Origin of the sequence: Microbispora sp. CSR-4 (genome assembly GCF_008033685.1) — a bacterium.
Classification (GTDB): domain Bacteria; phylum Actinomycetota; class Actinomycetes; order Streptosporangiales; family Streptosporangiaceae; genus Microbispora.
In genome coordinates this window covers 1-19750 of record NZ_VJVX01000016.1, presented here as the reverse complement: position 1 = coordinate 19750, position 19750 = coordinate 1, and the positions used below count along the sequence as shown (strand labels likewise).

Sequence of the window (19750 nt, the reverse complement as noted above, 5' to 3'; positions counted from 1 at the left end):
CGACCGTCACCTGTCCCCTCACGCGGCCGCCGCGGTCGGCCGCAGTTAGGGGTGCGCATGCGCGTCACCGCCGTCGAGTCCACCGAACTGTTCGTCCACCCGGCCACCGGAGATGACGCCCCGCGCCAGGTGGTCCGGGTCGTCCTCGGCGAGGTGCCGGACGGCGTGCCCCTGGTGGTGGAGGTCACCGGCCCCGGGGTGCGCGGCGAGCGCACAGTCGACGGACGCGCCCCGGACGGACGCGCCCCGGACGGGCGTCCCCCGGACACGGTCGTGGAGGTGCCGGTGCGGGTCACCGCGCCCGCAGCGGTCCTGGGCGCGCGTGTCCCGATCACCGTACGGGCCGGCGCGGGGCGGGAAAGGTGCACGGCCGAGGGGGAGCTGCTCGTCGCCGAGCCCGGGTGGACGGTCTGGATGATCCCCCACTTCCACTACGACCCGGTCTGGTGGAACACCCAGGCCGCCTACACCGCCACCTGGGACCACGCGGGCGGCGCGGCGCAGGCGAACCGGCAGGAGTTCCAGCACGCGGGGTTCGATCTCGTACGGCTCCACCTGGACACCGCCAGGAGGGAGCCCGGCTACACGTTCGTGCTCGCGGAGGTCGACTACCTCAAGCCCTACTGGAACGCCCACCCCGAAGACCGGGCCTATCTGCGCCGCCTGCTCGCGGAGGGCCGGGTGGAGATCATGGGCGGCACGTACAACGAGCCGAACACCAACCTGACCGGGCCCGAGGCGACGATCCGCAACCTCGTCCATGGCATCGGCTTCCAGCGCGACGTGCTCGGCGGCGACCCGGCGACGGCCTGGCAGCTCGACGCGTTCGGGCACGACCCGCAGTTTCCCGGGCTGGCCGCCGAGGCGGGCCTGACCTCCAGCTCGTGGGCGCGCGGGCCCTACCACCAGTGGGGCCCGATGCTCGTCGGCGGCGGCTGGGGCGACCCCTCGGTGATGCAGTTCCCCTCGGAGTTCGAGTGGGTGTCGCCGTCGGGACGCGGGGTCACCACGCACTACATGCCGGCCCACTACAGCGCCGGATGGTGGATGGACTCCGCGCCGACCCTGGAGCAGGCCGAGGCCGCGGTCTACGAGCTGTTCACGCTGCTCAAGAAGGTCGCCGCCACCCGCAACGTGCTGCTGCCCGTCGGCACCGACTACACCCCGCCCAACAAATGGGTCATGGAGATCCAGCGTGACTGGAACCGGCGCTACGTCTCGCCCCGGTTCGTCTGCGGCCTGCCCAGGGAGTTCTTCGCCGCCGTACGGGCCGAGGGCGTCCGCCTGACGCCGCAGACGCGGGACATGAACCCGATCTACACCGGCAAGGACGTGTCGTACATCGACACCAAGCAGGCGCAGCGGCACGCCGAGACGCGGCTCGCCGACGCCGAGAAGTTCGCCGCGATCGCCACCGCGACCCTCGGCGCGCCCTACCCGCATGCCGCGCTCGACAAGGCCTGGCGGCAGATCGCGTACGGCGCGCACCACGACGGCATCACCGGCTCGGAGTCCGACCAGGTCTATCTGCATCTGATGACGGGCTGGCGGGAGGCGTACGACCTGGGCGGGAAGGTGCTCGACGCGTCGCTGCGCCGCCTCGGCGAGGGGCTGACCGGCGTCGCCGTCTGGAACCCCTCCTCCTGGCCCAGGACCGACCTCGTCCGCGTGCGGCTGACGCTGCCCGAGCCCGGCTCGTACGGCGTCGCGCTCGACCCGCCCACGCGGGGAGTGCTGCTGGAGCACCCCGAGCGGCACCTCGACGGCAGCCTCGCGGCCGTGGACGCGGTCTTCGTCGCCGACGACGTGCCCGCGCTCGGATATCGCACGTTCCGGCTGGTGCCCACCCGCGAGCCCGCGCGGATCGGCTGGGCCGTACGCGAGGGGACCCGGATCGCGAACGCCACCCACGCGGTGGAGGCCGACCCCGAGCGCGGCGGGACGGTGTCGAGCCTGACCGTCGAGGGCCGCGAGCTGCTGCAGCAGGACCGGGCGGGCAACGAACTGCTCGTCTACGACGAGCACCCGGCGCACCCCCGCTTCGGCGAGGGCCCCTGGCACCTGGTGCCGAGCGGCGGGGTGACGGGCTCTGCCGCCGCCCCGGCGGAGGTCCACGTCGCCGAGTGCCCGGCGGGCCGTCGGATCGTCGTCACCGGCAAAGTCGGCCCGGTGGCCTACACGCAGGAGATCACGCTCTGGGACGGGCTGCCGCGGGTGGACCTCACCACCCACGTGGACGAGTTCCACGGCTCCGACGTGCTGCTGCGGCTGCGCTGGCCGGTGCGGGCGCCGGGGGCGCTGCCGGTCAGCGAGGTCGCGGGCGCCGTCGTCGGCCGCGGCTTCGGCCTCATCGACGTGGACTCCGCGGAGCACCCGTGGACGCTGGACAACCCCGCGCACAACTGGTTCGCGCTGTCGTCCACCGCCCGCGTCGTGCTGCGCTCGCCCGCCGGGCGGCCCCTCGGCGCGCGGGCCGTCGGCGTCGCCGAGATCATCGCGCCGCGCGACGCCGACGCCGCCGACCTGAGAGACCTCGCCGTCGCCCTCGTACGGCAGGGCGTGACCTCGACGTGCTCCACCGGGCCCGGCACCCGGTACGGCAACCTGGCCGTGGACTCCAACCTGCCCGACGTACGCATCGCGGTCGGCACGCCCGACGAGAACCCGTTCGTCGCGGCGCTGCTGGACGACACGGAGGCGGCGGAGCTGCGCGCCCGTCTCGCCGCCGAGGGACGGGCCCGCCTGTGGGGGCCCGCCGACGAGCCGCTGGAGAAGGTCTGGGTGCCGGGCGCGGACCTCACCGGCCTCCGTGACCTTCCGGTGCTCGTGGTCTGCGGCGAGGGCGCGGTGGGGGAGCTGATCGAGGACCTCGCCGACGCGGCCGTGGAGGTGGTGACGGACGCCGAGCCGGCCGACGCCTCACTCGACGACTTCACGATCGGGCTGATCAACCGGGGCCTCCCGGGTTTCGCCATCGATCCCTCGGGGGCGATGCACGTGTCACTTATGCGGTCGTGCACCGGCTGGCCGTCCGGCGTGTGGATCGACCCGCCGCGCCGCACCGCTCCCGACGGCTCCGGCTTCCAGCTCCAGCACTGGACCCACGCGTTCGAGTGCTCCCTGGTGGCCGGGCCGGGCGACTGGCGCGCGGCCGATCTCGTACGGCTCGGCCACGACGTCAACCACCCGCTGGCGGCGACCGTGGGCCGGGACGGGCCGGCGGGCGAGTCGCGGTCGTTCCTGGAGACCGGGCCCGGCCTGGTCCTCACCGCGCTCAAGGCGGCGGGCAACCCGATCGCGTCCGGCCGTACGCCCGGCCCGGTGACCGCGCTGACCGCCCGCGTGTGCGAGGCCGGTGGCCGCACCGTCCCGCTGTCGATCGCCACGACGCTGCCCCTGGACACGGGTTCCGGGGGAACGGCGCCGTGGCGGCGGGCAGATCTCCTGGAGAACGTCACCGGTGACGCCCCCGGCACGCTCGACGGCATGGAGATCGTCACGCTCGTCGCTCCGCTCCGTCCCGTGCCGTCCGGGGACGTGGCAGGGGATCGGGCGACCGGTCCCAGGGTGAACGGTCCTAAGGCGGGCGTCGCGACGGCGGATGTGGCGGGGCTGCGGGCCGGTGGCTCTGAGGCGAGCGGTCCTGGCAGGAGTGCCGGTGGCCGGTTGGCGGCCTGGGGGAACGCGCCCGTGGTGCCGGAGATCGAGCCGCACCAGCCGGTCCACACGCGTTACTGGCTGAACAACACCGGGCCCGCGCCGATGGGCGACCTGCCGGTCGCCGTGCATCTGTCCCCGTCCGACCTGGACGTCTCGGGGTCGGTGGACCTGACCCTGACCATCGCCTCCGGCCTCACGGAGGACCGGGCGGAGGGCGTGGTCACGCTCACCGCCCCCGACGGCTGGTCGGTGACGCCCGCCGTCCGGCCGTACGTGCTGCCTCCCGGAGGGCACGCCACCGTGCCGGTCCGGCTCACGCCGCCCGCCGACGCCGAGATCGGTCTCCACGTGCTCGCCGCGCGCATCGAGTTCGGAGGCCAGGCGTACGAGGACGTGACCCGGCTGCCCGTGGTCAGGCCGGGGGAGGGCGGGCGGCGGTCACCGGGGCTGGAGGTGTCCCTGGAGGGCCTCGGCCACCCGCCGCACCTGCGGCTGCGGCCCGGAGACCGGGCCGAGGTCGTGGTGCGGCTGCGGTCGGAAGCACGCTCGCCGGTGGCCGCACAGGCACAGCTCGTCAGCCCGTGGCAGACGTTCGAGATGTTCCCCGAGTGGAACGGCGGGGCCGTCGTGCCGCCCGAGGGCGAGGCGGAGGTGTGCTTCCCGGTACGCGTGCCGCCCGGCGCTCGCCCGGGCCGCTGGTGGGCGCTGGTGAAGGTCGCCTGCGCCGGGTGGCTGCACTACACCGACACCATCGAGGTCGAGGTCGAGCCGTGACTGGCCCGGACGCTCCTTTGACCGGCGGCGCGGCGATCGGTTCCACCCGACGTTCGCCGGTGAACAACCTGGACGCTTCCCCGACCGGTGGCGTGGCGATCGGGTCCGTCCGACGTTCGCCGGTGAACAACCTGGACGCTTCCCTGGCCGGCGGCGTGGTGGCCGGTTCCGCCCGGGGCCGGCCGGTGGACGGCCACGTCGCGGAGACGCCGGGAGCGGCGCGCGTGACCGTGGGCGTCCTCTCACCGGACGGCGTTCTCGCGATGGACGGCGCGGTCGCGGCGACGGCGGGGGACCGGGTGATCACGGTCGCCGAGGTGGACCGGCGGCTGCGCCTGGTGCGCGGCGGCCCGCTCGCGTCCCGGCTGCCGCGCCCGGAGACCGCCGAGGGCCGCAACCTGCGCCGCTGGTTGGTGCAGGTCATGGTGGCCGAGGCGCTGTGCGAGCAGGAGGCGGCCCGCCTTGGCCTGGTGCCAGACCACGTCGGCCCGGAGAACCCCCTCCCAACGCCGAGGCCTCTCCCGGCGCCGGGGCTCTGCCCACCGGGCCCGTCGTCGGGCGGGACCGCCGTCGCGCCCGAGGCCGTGCTGACGCTCGCGGGCGCGCTGCGCACCGGAGGAGTCGCGGCGGCGGTGCTGGCCGTGTCACCGGCGGCGCGCGCGGTGTGCCGGGTGCTCGCCGAGGGCCACGAACCGGCCGAGGACGAGGTGCGCGACTACTACCGGCGCAACCTCGACCGTTTCACGACTCCCGAGACGCGCTGGGTCCGTCCGTTCGGGCCGGTCCGGCGCGGGGAGATCACCGGGCTGATCGAGGACGCGGTCTTCGCCGCCCGCCACGGTGAGACGGTCGGGCCCGTGGAGGGCCCCGGCGGCCCCTGGACTCTGGTGGTCGAGCGGATCGAGGCGGCGCGGCGGGAGCCGTACGCGGCCGTGCGGGAGCGGATCCGCGCGGAGCTGGCGCAGGAGAGCGGGGAGCGGGCCTTCGCCCGGTGGCTCGACGCACGCCACGCCGACTCGGTCGTGCTCACACCGGGGCACGAGCATCCGGCCGACCCCGCCCAGCCCGACGCCGACCACCGGCACTGACCACCGGAACTGACCATGGGAGACACCCGCTTTCCCGGCGGTCCGACCCCGGCGTTTCGGGGCAGGTGAGTAGGCATGGCACAGCAAGTCAGCGCCTTCGACGCGCAGTTCCTCAACTTCGAGACGGGCACCAACCTCGCGCACATCGCGGCGCTCACGATTCTCGACCCCTCAGGCAGGCCCGGCGGCGCGCTGACCCGCGAGGACCTGGTGGGGCTGCTCAAGCGCCGGCTCCATCTCGCGCCGCCGCTGCGCAGACGGCTGGTCGAGGTGCCCTTCGGGCTCGACCACCCCTACTGGGCGGAGGACAGCGAGGTCGACTTCGACTACCACGTGCGGGAGCTCGCCCTGCCTCCTCCGGGCGACGACCACAAGCTCGCCGAGCAGGTCGCCCGGCTGCACGGGTCGCGGCTCGACCGGGGACGGCCGTTGTGGGAGATCTACCTGATCCACGGCCTGGCCGGGGGCCGGGTGGCGATCTACACGAAGGTCCACCACGCCGCCGTCGACGGGGTCACCGGGGCCGAGGTGCTGGCCGCCGTGATGGACTTCGAGCCCGAGCCGTCCGCCGTACCCGGCCCGGAGACCGTGGCCGAGCCGGAGCCGGCCCCCGACGCGATGGAAATGGTGATCAGGGGCATCGGGCGGGTGATCGACAACCCGTTCGCCCTGCTGCGTTTCGTCGCCGAGGCGATGCCGAGGCTTGACGAGGTGCCGTTCGTGGCGCAGCTTCCGGGGGTGGGGCTGCTCTCGCGGTTCGTCCGGCGCATCGGCGGCGGGGACGCCGAGCCCCTGCCCGAGCTGCCCCGCATGGTGGTGCCGCGCACGCCGTTCTCCGGGCCGATCTCGCGGCATCGCCGGTTCGCCTTCGGGCAGTTGCCCCTCGACGAGGTCAAGCGGATCAAGAACGCCTTCGGCGTCACGGTGAACGACGTCGTCATGGCGATGTGCGCCACGGCGATGCGGCGCTGGCTGGCCAAGCGCGACGAGCTGCCCCGTCAGCCGCTCGTCGCCGGGATCCCGGTCTCCACCCGGGGACAGGCAGGCAACGGCACGATCGCCAACGAGGTCATGCTGACCATGACCACCCTGCCGACCGACGTGGCCGATCCGGGCGAACGCCTGCTGTCGGTGAACAGGTCGATGCGTCTGCTGAAGGAACGTCTCGCTGCGGCTCCGGCGGCCTGGCTCCTGGAGTTCAGCCAGGCGATGCCGGCCGCGCTCAACGCGCTGGCGGCCAGGTCCGCCTTCCGGATCGCCTCGCGTACGGCTCCCGCCATGAACCTGCTGATCTCCAACGTGCCTGGGCCCCAGACGCCGCTCTACGTGTGCGGGGCGCGGGTCACCGCGCTCTACCCGATGTCGGTGATCACGGACGTCAGCGGGGGGATCAACATCACGGTCTTCTCCTACGACGGCAAGCTCGGCTTCGGGATCGTCACCGACCGCGACATGGTGCCCGACGTGTGGGACCTCATCGACTACCTGCGCGACTCGCTCGCCGAGTACGGCACGCTGGCGGCCCAGCGCGAGCCGGGTACGGCGGAGCCGAGCAAGCCCGCGAAGCAGGTAAGGCCCGCGAAGCCGGCCAAGCCTGCCAAGGCCGGCAAGCCCGCCGAGCAGGGAAAGACCGCAGCACCGAGCAAGCCGGCGGAGCAGGGAAAACCCGCGAAGCGGAGCAAGCTCATGGAGCCGAGCAAGGCCGTGAAGCCGGGGAAGGCCGCCGAGCAGGCGAAGGCCGCTGAGCAGGTGAAGGCCGCGATGCCGCGAAGGACGGCGAAAGCGGGCGCGGAAGCGAAGGGCGCGGCGACGAGTGGCGCGGGAGCGCGCGGTGCGGAGGTGACCGGCGGGCCGCGCCAGGAGCAGGGCGCCGCGCCGAGGCCGAGGCGGACGCGCAAGCCTCCGGAGCCGCCGTCAGCCTGACACGCCACCATCCGCCTGATGCGGCGGCCTTTGTCTGATGGGGTCGTGCACTTGGTGCCGTCGCCCGCTGCCCGCCGCTTGAGGACGGTTTCGGCCTGACGCTGCCGCCCGCCTGCCGCCGGGTCGGCCTGATGCCCTCTCACGCATGGCCGGGCTTCTGGAGGGTGGCGGTCAGGAGAGGGCGCCCGTACGGCCTGGTCCCGTGTGGGCGGCGCCGAGGCCGGACGTGTAACCGGGGAAGGACGGGGTCTGCACCTCCGGGCCGCCGTCTCCCAGCGTCAGCGCCGCGATCCCCGCCGTGAGCAGCAGGGCGAAGACGGCGGCGATCACGGCGAACACGATCGACTGCCGGGACATGCCGGTGCGCGGCGGAGGCGGGGGAGCGGACCCTTGCCGGGGCCCCGGCGGCCGGTGGCCGGGTGGCCGTTGCTCAAGAGGCCGGTGCTCGGGCGGCCTCTGACCGAGTGGACCGTGACCGACCGGACCGTGGCCGACCGGACTTTGACCGAGCGGCGGGTGATGCGGCGGGTGGTCGAGCGGCCTCAGCTCGGACGGCCGGTGCCCTCCCGTCCGCGGGCCCGGGGCCGCGTTCGGCGAGGTCGCCGCGCGGCGCAGGTCCTGACCGGGCGCGGGAACGCCTCCGGCAGGGCCGGTGATCGAGCGCCCTGGCGCGGAGGGGGCATGGGTATCGCCGGGTCGCCGCTCCCCGGGGTGTGGTCCGGGAGACGAGGCGGACCCGGTCGGAGCGCTCCAGCCCGGGCCGCCGCCCGGGTTCCCGGACGCGGCGAGGTGCGGGTGATCCCCCGAGGCGGAGCCGTCCGGAGCCAGGGCGGCGAGCGCGTCCCGCAGCGCGGCGGCCGTCGGGATGCGCCGGGCCGGATCGGTCTCCATGCCGTGGCGCAGGACGGCGGTGAGCGCGGCGGGCACGCCGGGAATGTCGGGAACGGGCAACCGGTGCAGCGCGATGATGGCCGCGATGTTCACCACGCCGCTGTCCGGGAAGCGGGGCGGCCTGCCCTGGAGCAGGGCGTACAGCGTGGCCGAGAGCGCGTACACGTCCCCGGAGGCCGTGGGCTCGGTGAGGTCGAACGCCTCCGGCGGGGCGTAGGCGGGCGTGAGCGACTCGCGGGTGACCGACACCTCGCCGCCCTCCGCGCCGCCCTGCCCCGGCATCGTGGCCAGCCCGAAGTCCGACAGGGCGACCATGCCGTACGAGTTGACCAGGATGTTGGCGGGCTTGACGTCGCGGTGGAGAACGCCCACGGCGTGGGCCGCGGCCAGCGCGTCGGCGATCTTGATGCCGATGTCGCGCACCTCGCGGGGGCCGAGCGGGCCCGCGCCGCGCAGCCGGTCGGCAAGCGACCCGTTCGGGCACAGCTCCAGCACCATGTACGGCCGTCCGTCCGGCAGCACGCCCGCGTCGTAGACGTCGGCGACGTGCGGATGACCCGACAGGGCGCCGGCGGACGTCACCTCGCGCATGAACCTGCGCCGGTCGCGGTCGGAGACGAGCACACGGTTGTCGACCTTGAGGGCGACCTCGCGGCCCACCGCGAGCTGCCTGGCCCGGTAGACGACCCCGAAGCCGCCCTGGCCCAGGATTCCGAGCATCTCGTAGCCCGGCACCAGCGGCCCGCCCGCCTCGCCCACCCCGCACCTCCAGAGGACCCGGCGGAACCGTTCAGCGGCGGATCCCGGACCGGAGAATCCGGCTCCTAAACCCGCGTCCGGCACATTACCGGAGTGATCGCCTATAGGGCCCTGACTTGATCCAGGCGACGCGGAATCGGCACCTATGCTGTGCTCATGACGGGGCTCACGACGGGAGGCACCACACCGGGAGGCGCCACACCGGGAGGCGCCACGACGGGAGGGACCACGCCGAGCGGCACCGCGACAGGCAGCACCGCGACAGGCGGCCGGAGCCCGGAGCGGCGCAGGGACCTGCTCGACGCGGCCGACCGGGTGATCCGCAGAGAGGGCCCGCAGGCGTCGATGGCCGCGATCGCGGCCGAGGCGGGGATCACCAAGCCGATTCTCTACCGTCACTTCGGCGACAAGAGCGGCCTCTACCAGGCGCTCGCGGAACGCCACACCCGCGTCGTGATCGACCTGCTGCGCCCGGAGTTCGCCAGGGCGATGTCCGACCCCCGGGCCCGTGCCCGGAGCGCCATCGAGGCATACCTGGAGACGATCTCGGCCAACCCCAACCTCTACCGCTTCCTGTTCCACCGTGCCAGCGCCGAGGACTGCCGCACCCGCACGCAGATGGCCGCCATCGTGCGCAGCGTCGGCGAGGAGCTGGGCGCGGCGCTGGCGGAGGAGGGCGTCGCCGACCCGGTACGCGCCCGGGTGCTCGGCCACGCGTTCGTCGGCATGGTGCAGGCGATCGGCGATTGGTGGCTGGAGAACCCCGGGCTCGACCGCGAGACGGTGGTGGACAGCCTCGCCGACGTGATCGCCGGGGCGCTCCGGTCCTGACGACGCCTCTTCCCGAAGGCCCGTAACCAGGTCATATAAGGGTCAAATCCGATTAAAGGCCCCCTCTGAGCCTTCGTTACGCATGCCCGCGAAACATCGATGTCACCCGGTCGGGGTAATTTAGTTGCGCTAACTAACTGTCTGTCCCGTACGGCGCGCTGCGCGGAAACCGGCCGCGTGCCGTGCGGGCCAAGAGGAGGGGAACCACTCCGTGGCCGTAGCGAACCAGTCCCGGGCGGGGGCATCGCCGCAGTCGGCGCCGTCCTCGCGGTACAAATGGATCGCGCTGTCCAACACCACTCTCGGCGTCCTGATGGTGACGATCAACCAGTCCATCGTGCTGATCGCCCTTCCCGACGTCTTCCGCGGTATCCACCTGAACCCGCTCGACCCCGGCAACACGGGCTACCTGCTGTGGATGATGATGGGCTTCATGGTCGTCACGGCCGTGCTCGTGGTGATGTTCGGCCGCCTGGGCGACATGTTCGGCCGGGTCCGCATGTACAACCTCGGGTTCGCGGTCTTCAGCCTGTGCTCGATCATGCTGTCGCTGACCTGGGTGGACGGCGACGCCGGGGCGATGTGGCTGATCGGCTGGCGGATCGTGCAGGGCATCGGCGGCGCACTGCTGTTCGCCAACTCCACCGCGATCCTGACCGACGCCTTCCCCGTACGCCAGCGCGGCACCGCGCTCGGCATCAACTCCATCGCCGGCATCGCGGGCTCCTTCCTCGGCCTGGTCATCGGCGGCGTCCTCGCCCCGGTCGACTGGAAGGCGATCTTCCTGGTGTCCGTGCCGTTCGGCGTCTTCGGCACGATCTGGGCGTACGTCAAGCTCAAGGACAACGGCGTACGGCGCCGGGCGCGGATGGACTGGTGGGGCAACGCGACCTTCGCCGTCGGCCTCATCGCCATCCTGGTCGGCATCACCTACGGCATCCAGCCGTACGGGACCGGCGTGATGGGCTGGGGCAACCCCTGGGTGATCGCCGCGCTCGGCGGAGGCGTCCTGCTGCTCGCGCTGTTCGCCTGGATCGAGACCAGGGTGGACGATCCGCTGTTCCGCCTCTCGCTGTTCCGCAGCCGCGCCTTCCTGGCGGGCAACGTCGCGAGCCTGCTGACCGCCCTCGGCCGAGGCGGCCTGCAGTTCATGCTGATCATCTGGCTGCAGGGCATCTGGCTGCCGCTGCACGGCTACAGCTTCGAGGAGACGCCTCTGTGGGCGGGCATCTACATGATCCCCCTGACCGTGGGCTTCCTGCTGTCGGCGCCGATCTCCGGCTGGCTGTCCGACCGGTTCGGGCCCCGGATGTTCACGGTCGGCGGCGCGCTGGTCACCGCGGCGAGCTTCTACGCCCTGATGACCCTGCCCACGGACTTCGGCTACGGCGTCTTCGCGCTGCTCATCCTGATCAACGGCGTCGGGTCCGGCCTGTTCTCCTCGCCCAACCGGGCGGAGATCATGAACGCGGTCCCGGCGGAGTCCCGCGGCGTCGGCGCGGGCATGACCGCCACCTTCCAGAACTCCTCGATGGTGCTGTCCATCGGCGTGTTCTTCAGCCTGATGATCGCGGGCCTGTCGCAGTCGCTGCCGCACACCATGCACGACGAGCTGGTGGCCCAGGGCGTCCCCGCGGCGCAGGCCGAGGGCATCGCCCAGCTGCCGCCGATCGCCGTGCTGTTCGCGGCGTTCCTCGGCTACAACCCGTTCCGGCAGCTCCTGGGCGGCATCCTCGACCGGCTGCCCGACGGCGGCGCCCACCTGACGAGCAAGGAGTTCTTCCCCCACCTCATCGCGGGCCCCTTCCACCAGGGCCTGGTCATCGCCTTCTGGTTCGCCGTGGCCGCGTGCCTGGTGGCCGCCCTGTCGTCGCTGCTGACCGGCCACGTCGGCCGCAGGCACCGCGCCGCGGCCCACGAGTCGCTCGGCTCCGAGCTCGCCGCGGTCTCCGGCGAGGCCGGCCTGGCCGGCAACGAGCTCGTCGTCCCGGACGAGCAGTTCGACTCCCAGGGCGCCGCACCCGACGCGACGAAGCCCTGACGGCACCGCCGGGCCCCGCTGCGCCCTGTTGTTCCCCGCTGTGGCCCCGGCCGTGTCCCCGTCGCGCCCCGGCTGTGTCCCCTCCTCGCCCCACCGGGGCGAGGACGGGGCGTGCCGGTCCTCAGCCGGTCCTCAGCCGGTCCTCAGCGGGCCGCCACCCGGGCGTACTGATAGGCGGTGCCGCCCTTCTCGTCCCCGGAACGGGACCGGCCATAGTGGTCCACCCAGCCGAGCTCGAAACGCGGGTCGCCGCCCCGGAGCGACTTCTCCAGCCTCTCCCAGCCGGCCGCGGAGACTTACGTCTCGATGACCGGGAAGATCCTGCACTCCTCCTCCTCGATGTGCTCGTCGATGAGCTCGGAGAGCATGCGCAGCGCGGCCGCCAGGTCGCCCGCGCCTCCGCCGCCCGCGAAGGCCTGTGCCGTCACGCGGACCCGGGCGAGCAGGGGGTCGAGCTCCGAATGGTCGTCGGACAGGTCGGTGAGATCGACGGCGGCGCCCGCCGACCGCTCGATCACCGGCCAGACGACCTCATCCTCGCTGGTGTGATGGTGATGGATCGCCGCGCAGACGTCCTCCGTGTAGCGGGCGACGGCGGCGGCGCGGGCCGGGTCCGCCCGACGGCGTCCCGCGTCGAGGTCCTCGGCCAGCGCGCGCAGCCGGTGCAGGTCGTTACGCATCGCGCGGTGGATCATGCGATCCCGGTGAGGTCGGGAGTGTCCAACGTGGCCTCCAAGGCGTCCGGATCGGTAGTGGAAACCACGGTGGCTCCGCCCGCTAAACGCCTGTCTGGTGGTCACTTGGCGGTGTTCTCATCCTCGCCACGACTCCCCGCGCTCACGGTTCCAGCGTGTTCACGACTCCCCGCGCTCACGGTTTCAGCGTGCTCATGACTTCAGCGCGTCGAGCGCCCGCGTCGCCTCCTCACGCCAGTGCGGCGAGCCGAGCTGTCCGGCGAGGAGTGCGCCCAGCGCCCTCGGCGGGGGCTGGCCCTGCCACAGGTCGTCGAGGAAGCGATCGGTCGAGACGACGTGCCCGCCCGCGCAGATCAGGCGCGCCAGCACGGCCCGTTGCAGCGGCGGCCCCAGATCGACCGGACGCCCGCCGACCTCGGCCCGGAATTGGTCGAGCACCCATAATCGCACCATCTCCAGCCGAGCATAGGGATCGTTCCAATACCCGGCATAGTCACAATTTCGGCGTGGCGGCGATCGTGGTTTTCCGGCGTACGCCGCATGACCACCGAGCGGCGCCCGGCATCATCGCCGTCGTCGCCTGACCGGCAGCCTGGTCCGGCGGGTCCCCGGCTCGGTGATCGTCCGGTATGACGGCCCCGGCCACGGGCTCTACCTCTCCGGCAACCGGTGCGCGATCGGGCACGCCACGCGGTATCTCAGAAACCTGACCCTGCCCCCGCCCGGCACCGTCTGCCGCCCCGGCGACTGCCCGGGCTCCCCGGGCGCGGCCTCCGCACGACCCAGGCGGAGGCCGCCTGCCAGGTCGTCCGTACGCGTGTCACCCGTACACCTGAGACACCCGGCGCTCGTAGGCCCGGCGCCAGGAGAGCCGGTAGAGGACCCGCATGATGGCCGGAGCGGAGCCGTAGATGTGGTCGCGGTCGGCCGGGGTGGCCACGTCGAGCAGCCAGGCGGCGAGCATGGGCAGATCGCGGCCCTGGCTCTTGGAGACCTTCTTGCCCGACTCCTCCCACCAGGCCGCGCTGACGTGCTCCCTGATGAGCGGGACGACCTCCGACTCCTCCAGGTCGAGGTGGGTGTTCAGCAGCCGGTCGAGCGAGCGCAGGTCGGACGCGACCTCGCGGGCGGGCCGGCCCCCGCCGGACAGCCTGCCGATCACGGCGTCCATCTCCTGGTGGTCGGCCTCCAGCCGGTCCAGCACGGCGCGGGCCTCGGGGACGAGGCCGCGCAGCAGCGGCCAGATCGCCTCGTCCTCCTCGGTGTGGTGGTGATGCAGCGCGCGCAGCAGCAGCGCGAGGTGCTCGTCGACGACCGCGCGCCGCCGCTCGTCGCGAGGGTCGCATCGGTCGAAGACGTCGGCCAGTCTGCCGAACTCGCGCCGCAGGCCGGCATGGAAGACCAGGAACGTGACGAGGTCGGGAGCGGGTTCACCCGGTCGGCGCCGGGTCTGCGTCGGTGTTGTCATGGCCCCACGATGGCCCCGCCCCCTTCACCGCCACTCAACGCCGACTTGCGGCCCGCTCCCCGCCCGGGCCGCCGGGGTGTCCTCGGCCATCGGCGAGCGCCGCGTTCCCGCGCAGATGAGGATTCCGGCGACGTCCAGAACCAGACAGGACCACTTGCCCCAGCTGAGCAGGCGGTCAATCTTCGGCTGCAGACCCGGCGGCACCTGCGGCGGCGGATTGTTCAATAGGTCGTACGGCAGGGCCGTACCGACCGCTCAGTACATGCGACCACATCGCGCCTTTCCTCAAATCCTCCGGCTCACTTGGATCGTCACCCAGGAAGCCCTGCCGGCGTTGCACGCACCGGGACGCGTTTACAAATGCCATACCGCGGAGCGGAGCACAGAGACCCAGATATCGCATGCCCGAGAGCTGGAGGAAGACCGAGGCGACAGCAGCATGCCCCCGGCCAAAGAATCGGCCCATTACGGGTTTATAGCTTATGCGTGCTTGGTCCTTCGTATGGAGACATACTGCGGTTGTGAACCGAGTGGCGGGGTTGTTTCGGCTAGAGGTCCGGGACTTCGAGAGCCCGATGCGTTGGCGCTGGGTGCTCATTGACGAATCCGACGGTGCTGATCAGGCCGTCGGGACAGAAGTAGTCAGTCACTACGTCCGGTTGGACGCCGCCAACTGGCAGTTCGAGGCGTTTGCGGATCTGCTGGAGTATCTGTCGTGGCATGTCGCGCCGGACCGGCGGCCAAAGGACGAGGCACGGATTGTCAGGGAACTCGGCGCATGGATCGAGGGGGAAGTTTTTGGCCCGGTCGCCGCCGTGCTGGCTGAGGCAGCCCCGGCCACGGTTCGCGTCGTCGTTCCCCCTGAGGCCCGAGCACTGGCGTTCCGACCTTTCGCGCTCGCGTACGCAGGAAACAAACCGCTCGCCGCACAGGACGTCACCCTGGTCGTGGAGCTGGGTACCAGCGCGGCGCAGAAGACCTCCGTGGGCGCCCGCCTCCGCGTCCTTGGTTTGTTCAGCCTTCCTGAAGGCGGCCAGCCTCTCAATCTGCGCCGCGAACGGCACAATTTGGTCGGCCTTATCGAGCGAATCGCCGCCAACGGCAAGGATGTAGATGTACGTGTGCTCCAGTACGGAGTGACCCGTAGTCGACTGCGTGGCGTTCTGAAGGAGGCCGAGGGATGGGACATCATCCACATCTCCGGCCATGGCGCCCCCGGCGAGCTCCTCCTGGAGACCGCTGCGGGCCAGCCGGATCGTGTCACGGCTGACGAACTCGCCGAGCTGCTGGACCTGGCCAGGGAACGCGTCAGGCTCGTAACGGTTTCAGCCTGCTGGTCGGCCGCACTCACTACCGCCGAGCAGCGTCGCATGCTCGGTCTCCCCGTGCCCGATCAAAATGCAAGGGCCGAACGACTCCGAGAGTCTCGTCCCGTCGGAGCGGACTCCAGCGGTGCGTTGGCCACTGCCCTCGCCGACCGCCTGGACTGCGCCGTCCTCGCGATGCGCTACCCGGTGAACGATGACTTCGCCACCACACTGTCCAGTACGCTCTATGAGCTCCTGGTTGAGAAGGGCCAGTCGCTGCCCCGCGCCGTCGGCATCGCGCTTGGGCAACTGAGTACCTCCGGCGCGTCGGACCTGTCTGTCGCGACCCCGGCGCTGTTCGGTGCCCAGGCCGTCGGCCTCAGGCTCGCGGCACCGGATCGCACAGGGCGGCCCAGCCTTGCCAGGCCGAAGATGACCGGCTTCCCGCCCCTGCCGGACCGCTTCGTCGGCCGTACCCGCGTTATGGCCCGAGCAAGTACGGCTCTGGCCGCCGAGAGCGGCATTCCCGGCGTCCTGCTGTATGGCATGCCCGGCGGCGGCAAAACCGCCTGCGCGCTAGAGCTGGCCTACGGTCACGAACACGCATTCGAGACACTGATCTGGTACAAGGCACCGGACGAGGGCATGGCCGTCGACGGCGCGCTGACCGACTTCGCGCTGACACTGGAGCGCTACATGGGCGGCTTCCAGATGGCGCATCTGCTTGCGACCGATAACGGTCTGGCCGAGTTTCTGCCCCGGCTTACTGAAATGATGAAGCAATCCCGTTTGCTCGTCGTCATCGACAACGCCGAGTCGCTGATGTCGGGAGACGGGGGCTGGCAGGATGTTCGCTGGGGCCAGTTGATCGCTGCCCTCACCACTCACACCGGACTCGGTCGGGTCATCATCACGAGCCGCCGCGTGCTGCCACGCCTGATCCCGTCGGAAGCGAAGGGCATCCGGACCGTGTCGGCCCCCGAGCCATCGTCGGATGCGATCCGGCTCCAGATCGAGGCGGTCGACGCGCTCTCGGCCGACGAGGCATTGCTGCTCGCCCGGGAACTCCCGCGTGTGAAGGCACTCCTCGGCGGCAAGCTGCCCGGGATCGGCCGTTCGAGGTCACAGCGGCTGGCCCGCGGTGTGTTGAGCGCCGCAGGTGGTCACCCGAAGCTACTGGAGCTCGCCGACGGTCAGGCCGCGGACCCGGACCGACTCGCCGCACTGCTAGCGGATGGTGACCGTGCGTGGCGTGAGCGGCGCGGTCTTCCGCACGGGTTCTTCGCCACGGGCGAGGTAGCCCTCTCCGAGGGCAGGGCGGCAGCGGCCGCGGACTACTGGCATGTCCTCGCCGCGTGGACCAGGTCGATCACTAACACGCTGGCGCCGGGTGAGCAGGACTTGTTCTGGTTCCTGTGCTGCTTGGAGGACCGCGACCGCCAGCGATGGGTCCTCGGCGATACCTGGGCCGACTTGTGGCAGCGGCTAGGCCGGGAGGGTGAGCCGCCCGACCTGGACGAGGCACTGGCCGTCATATCGGCCACCAGCCTCATCACGACACAGTCCGCAAACGAGACCTACGCGGTGCATCCGGGGGTCGCCGAGGCTGGCCGCGCCCATGCCGGCCAGATGTTCAGGGACGCAGTGGACGCCCTGGCCGGAGGATTCTGGGACTCGGTTCACCAGCGCGCGTCCGGGAAGGTGGGCGGCGAGAGCGTGGATACCGAGCTGTTGGTCCGGGCCGGGCTAGCCGCGGTTCCCTACTTGCTCCGCCAGCACCGTTGGGACGACGCCGCCAGCCTGCTGGAGGCTGCCTTCGTCAGGGACCCCACGCGGGCCAACGCGGCGGCGGTTCTGCCCGCAATTAAGCAGATTACCGGCCAGAAGCCACAGTGGTCGGGCGTGTTGGCCAAGGTGCTTGCTGTGACCGACCCGCCAATCGCCGTCGCGCTCTTACGCACTGCCATGGCCGAGGCCGCAGCCCGCGGCGACTACCGAACCGCGTCGGCGAACGCCGGGCGGCTGCTGGAGCTGTGCCGGTCCACCGGGCAGCTACCCGAGGCCCTTGAGGCGGCGGAGCAGAAGGCCGTCTACACCCGCCAGGCCGGCCTGGGCCCCTGGAACCAACTGGCCGACGAGGTCTGGCGACTGCAGGTGCTGGCCGCGATGGGACACTCCGATCAGGTCCTGGACGAGGTCACCCGGCTCCGCGCCCGCATGGCCACACTGCCCTCCGCCCCCGACCCCGAAGGTGGGGAAGCGCCCTGGCACGTCCGCGAGGCGCTGCTAGACACCGGCCGCTATGCGGCCATGCTGCTCGGCCGACATGCCGATGCTCTCACCCTGATCGACGAGGTGACCGCCAGCCAGCGCGACCGTCACGCCCCTGCCAGTTTCATCGCCCGCAGCCGGTACAACAACTACTTCCCGCTTCTGCGCCTCGGCCGTATCGAGGAGGCGCTGGCCGTGCTGCGGGAGTGCCGGCAGGTCTTTCAAGACTCCCGCGACACTCTCATGCTCGGCAGAACCCTCGGCGCCCTCGCCGACGTTGAGGACGCGCGCGGGCACGGCGACGCCGCCATACGCCTGGAACGCGACTCCCTCCGCTATAAGTACATGGTCGAGGACGTGGAAGGCATCCTGATCAGCTACCACAACCTCGGTGACCGCCTGGCCAGTCATACCCGCCAGCCCGTTTTGGCCTTCGCTGCCCATCTCGCTTCCGCCTTTGTCTGCATTCTGATTGGCAATGACGACATCGCGGAATCGGTCGAGGCCGCCGCCAACGACCTGGGTAGGTTCGGCGCCGACGACATCATGCCCGCCGATGTGGCCGAGCTGTGCGGTCTGGTCGGCGATATCCCTGGAACAGACCTGCCCGGTCTCATCGAACGCTTCTGCCCCGATCCGGAGATCGCCGAGCAGGCTCTCCGGGACCTTATTGCTCAGGTTCGCGAACTCGCGAGCGAGCGCCCCTCCTTATTCAGCGACCGCAGGGGTAGCGGTGGCGACGAAGAACAGTACCGCCCCGGCGACCACTAGCAGGCCGCCCACCAGGGCGGACCACCGCGACCGGCGTAGGTCCGCCTCAATCTGCCAGACATGGGCCAACGACAACAGCCACCGGACGTACGGGGCCGCCCGCTCCGCGTTCGCCTCCGCCCGGCGCAACTGGCGATGGATCAGCCGCCGTCGTGCGGGGTCTTTCTCCGTCGCTGCCTTTCGTGCCAGGTCGACGGCGACCTCCTGGTGCAACAGCAGGTCGTCCACCTTTGTCGCCACCGCGCCGAGGAACTGTGCGGGCTCGGCCTCGATCCTTCGCCGCAGCCCAGCCAGGCCGGGGGACCTCAGCGTTTGGGGAGTCGTCAGCCGTGGTGAGAGCACCTTGCCGGTGAACCATATCGCCAGCCCCACCCCACTCAGCGCCACAGTCAAGCCCGCTCCAGCGAGGAGTGCGTGCGAGGTGCCGTGCACCTGGCCGACCGCGACCAGCGGCCCGCCGCTGATGAGCGCCGCACCCACCGCCCCTTCCGTCGCCAGCGTCCACTTCGCCGCAGACCGGAGGTCATCGACGGCGTCCAGAGGCGAGGGCAGCCCCTCGAATGCTTTCGCCTTCCCGGCAGCGCTGCCTGCGTGAGTTGTCATCCGGCGTCCCTGTACAGTGCCTTCGAGTCTGGGTCATCACCATCCGGCCAGTCCGGCAGGTCCTCATACCGCAGCCAGCGGCTCCCGTCGGAAACGAACAACTCGCCGGCGTCGTCGACCCAGGTCTTCTCCACTCGGGGATCGGGCGGCTGGGAATCCGTCATGCCCGAAGTATGACATCGCCGCAAGATCGGACAACCCGGCTCTTGCTCCGACTACAGTCGTAGTCGCTGCGCGCTTCGGGACTGTGCAAAAACCGCCTGGACAGGCCCGCGCTTCGCTTGCCGAGTGCGGTGAGCTCCGCTGTGGGCGGCGCCGGCGATCAGGTCGGTGAAGGTCTCCTCCTACCGTTTACCGCAGTGCTCCGCCGTTCGGAGAAGAGGCATATTCTGCCTTTTGCTCGGGCGCCCTCGGCAGACATTCCGTGAAACAAGAGCCGGGTTCGCTGGAGTGCTACCAGCACTGTATCTGAACCGCGCCGAGTTTCGTGGAGGCCGGGTTAGCTGGCTGGGGTGAGGATAGCCGTGGCGGTTTGTGTTCGGTAGTGGGTCTCGAATTCGGCTGGTGGGAGGTCGTTGCAGGCGCTGTGGAGGCGCCGGTTGTTGTACCAGTCGACCCATTCCATGGTGGCGATCTCGACGTCGTCCAGGCCGTTCCACGGGCCGCGC

The 19750-nt window shown here is 71.4% G+C and carries 13 protein-coding genes and 1 pseudogene; 7 read left to right on the top strand and 7 right to left on the bottom strand.

All coding sequences use genetic code 11. The annotated features are described in order from the left end of the window. The first annotated feature begins 57 nt into the window (after positions 1-57). The 3 genes from FLV34_RS14400 (at position 58) to FLV34_RS14390 (ending at position 7445) form a co-directional block, all read left to right on the top strand. Positions 58-4434, top strand: coding sequence for an NEW3 domain-containing protein (locus FLV34_RS14400; RefSeq protein WP_147943327.1), 4377 nt, complete (start codon positions 58-60; stop codon positions 4432-4434). Between the two features lie 122 nt (positions 4435-4556). Further along, on the top strand, positions 4557-5522 hold the full coding sequence (locus FLV34_RS14395) for a peptidylprolyl isomerase (protein WP_147943326.1): 966 nt from the start codon (positions 4557-4559) through the stop codon (positions 5520-5522). Between the two features lie 75 nt (positions 5523-5597). After that, positions 5598-7445 (top strand): wax ester/triacylglycerol synthase family O-acyltransferase, encoded by a 1848-nt coding sequence (locus FLV34_RS14390; RefSeq protein WP_222709506.1) that lies wholly within the window; start codon positions 5598-5600, stop codon positions 7443-7445. Between the two features lie 171 nt (positions 7446-7616). Here FLV34_RS14390 and FLV34_RS41515 read toward each other — a convergent pair whose 3' ends face one another. Continuing rightward, positions 7617-9095, bottom strand: coding sequence for a serine/threonine-protein kinase (locus FLV34_RS41515; RefSeq protein WP_222709505.1), 1479 nt, complete (start codon positions 9093-9095; stop codon positions 7617-7619). 156 nt (positions 9096-9251) lie between these two features. On the opposite strand from FLV34_RS41515, the gene FLV34_RS14380 reads away from it, so the two are divergent. Together FLV34_RS14380 and FLV34_RS14375 are read left to right on the top strand one after the other, a co-directional pair. Further along, positions 9252-9926 (top strand): TetR family transcriptional regulator, encoded by a 675-nt coding sequence (locus tag FLV34_RS14380; RefSeq protein WP_147943325.1) that lies wholly within the window; start codon positions 9252-9254, stop codon positions 9924-9926. A 211-nt stretch (positions 9927-10137) separates the two neighbouring features. After that, positions 10138-11967 carry an MFS transporter gene (locus FLV34_RS14375; RefSeq protein ID WP_261985777.1) on the top strand — a complete coding sequence of 610 codons (1830 nt, stop codon included), beginning with the start codon at positions 10138-10140 and terminating at the stop codon, positions 11965-11967. A gap of 296 nt (positions 11968-12263) precedes the next feature. Here FLV34_RS14375 and FLV34_RS14370 read toward each other — a convergent pair whose 3' ends face one another. Both FLV34_RS14370 and FLV34_RS14365 read right to left on the bottom strand, forming a co-directional pair. After that, positions 12264-12647 carry a hemerythrin domain-containing protein gene (locus FLV34_RS14370; RefSeq protein WP_187280637.1) on the bottom strand — a complete coding sequence of 128 codons (384 nt, stop codon included), beginning with the start codon at positions 12645-12647 and terminating at the stop codon, positions 12264-12266. Between the two features lie 207 nt (positions 12648-12854). Continuing rightward, positions 12855-13115 carry a hypothetical protein gene (locus FLV34_RS14365; protein ID WP_261985776.1) on the bottom strand — a complete coding sequence of 87 codons (261 nt, stop codon included), beginning with the start codon at positions 13113-13115 and terminating at the stop codon, positions 12855-12857. A gap of 127 nt (positions 13116-13242) precedes the next feature. On the opposite strand from FLV34_RS14365, the pseudogene FLV34_RS14360 reads away from it, so the two are divergent. Further along, positions 13243-13386: pseudogene (locus FLV34_RS14360) on the top strand (alpha/beta hydrolase); the annotation flags it as partial. Between the two features lie 96 nt (positions 13387-13482). Here the strand turns inward: FLV34_RS14360 and FLV34_RS14355 are convergent. After that, entirely contained in the window at positions 13483-14130 is a 648-nt protein-coding gene (locus FLV34_RS14355; protein ID WP_147943323.1) for a hemerythrin domain-containing protein, read from the bottom strand. Between the two features lie 521 nt (positions 14131-14651). Between FLV34_RS14355 and FLV34_RS14350 the strand changes: the two genes are divergently transcribed. Further along, positions 14652-18479, top strand: coding sequence for a CHAT domain-containing protein (locus tag FLV34_RS14350; protein WP_187280636.1), 3828 nt, complete (start codon positions 14652-14654; stop codon positions 18477-18479). Here the strand turns inward: FLV34_RS14350 and FLV34_RS14345 are convergent. The 3 genes from FLV34_RS14345 to FLV34_RS43375 all read right to left on the bottom strand — a co-directional run bounded on the left by FLV34_RS14345 (position 18417) and on the right by FLV34_RS43375 (position 19731). Continuing rightward, entirely contained in the window at positions 18417-19082 is a 666-nt protein-coding gene (locus FLV34_RS14345; protein WP_142646950.1) for a hypothetical protein, read from the bottom strand. The two genes, FLV34_RS14350 and FLV34_RS14345, sit on opposite strands and share 63 nt — an antisense overlap. Then, positions 19079-19246, bottom strand: a complete 168-nt coding sequence (locus FLV34_RS40430; RefSeq protein WP_168065806.1) for a hypothetical protein — start codon at positions 19244-19246, stop codon at positions 19079-19081. Before FLV34_RS40430 ends, FLV34_RS14345 begins: the two co-directional genes overlap by 4 nt. A gap of 335 nt (positions 19247-19581) precedes the next feature. Then, the gene (locus FLV34_RS43375; protein WP_369074152.1) at positions 19582-19731 is read right to left on the bottom strand and encodes an integrase core domain-containing protein; all 150 of its coding nucleotides are present in this window, start codon (positions 19729-19731) and stop codon (positions 19582-19584) included. Positions 19732-19750 lie beyond the last annotated feature (19 nt).

Excerpts from the sequence above, each read along its gene's own strand:
- FLV34_RS14380 (WP_147943325.1), top strand. The coding sequence starts at position 9,252 with ATGACGGGGCTCACGACGGGAGGCACCACACCGGGAGGCGCCACACCG.
- FLV34_RS14355 (WP_147943323.1), bottom strand. The coding sequence starts at position 14,130 with ATGACAACACCGACGCAGACCCGGCGCCGACCGGGTGAACCCGCTCCC.
- FLV34_RS14365 (WP_261985776.1), bottom strand. The coding sequence starts at position 13,115 with ATGGTGCGATTATGGGTGCTCGACCAATTCCGGGCCGAGGTCGGCGGG.
- FLV34_RS14345 (WP_142646950.1), bottom strand. The coding sequence starts at position 19,082 with ATGACAACTCACGCAGGCAGCGCTGCCGGGAAGGCGAAAGCATTCGAG.
- FLV34_RS14390 (WP_222709506.1), top strand. The coding sequence starts at position 5,598 with ATGGCACAGCAAGTCAGCGCCTTCGACGCGCAGTTCCTCAACTTCGAG.
- FLV34_RS14400 (WP_147943327.1), top strand. The coding sequence starts at position 58 with ATGCGCGTCACCGCCGTCGAGTCCACCGAACTGTTCGTCCACCCGGCC.
- FLV34_RS14370 (WP_187280637.1), bottom strand. The coding sequence starts at position 12,647 with ATGCGTAACGACCTGCACCGGCTGCGCGCGCTGGCCGAGGACCTCGAC.
- FLV34_RS40430 (WP_168065806.1), bottom strand. The coding sequence starts at position 19,246 with ATGACGGATTCCCAGCCGCCCGATCCCCGAGTGGAGAAGACCTGGGTC.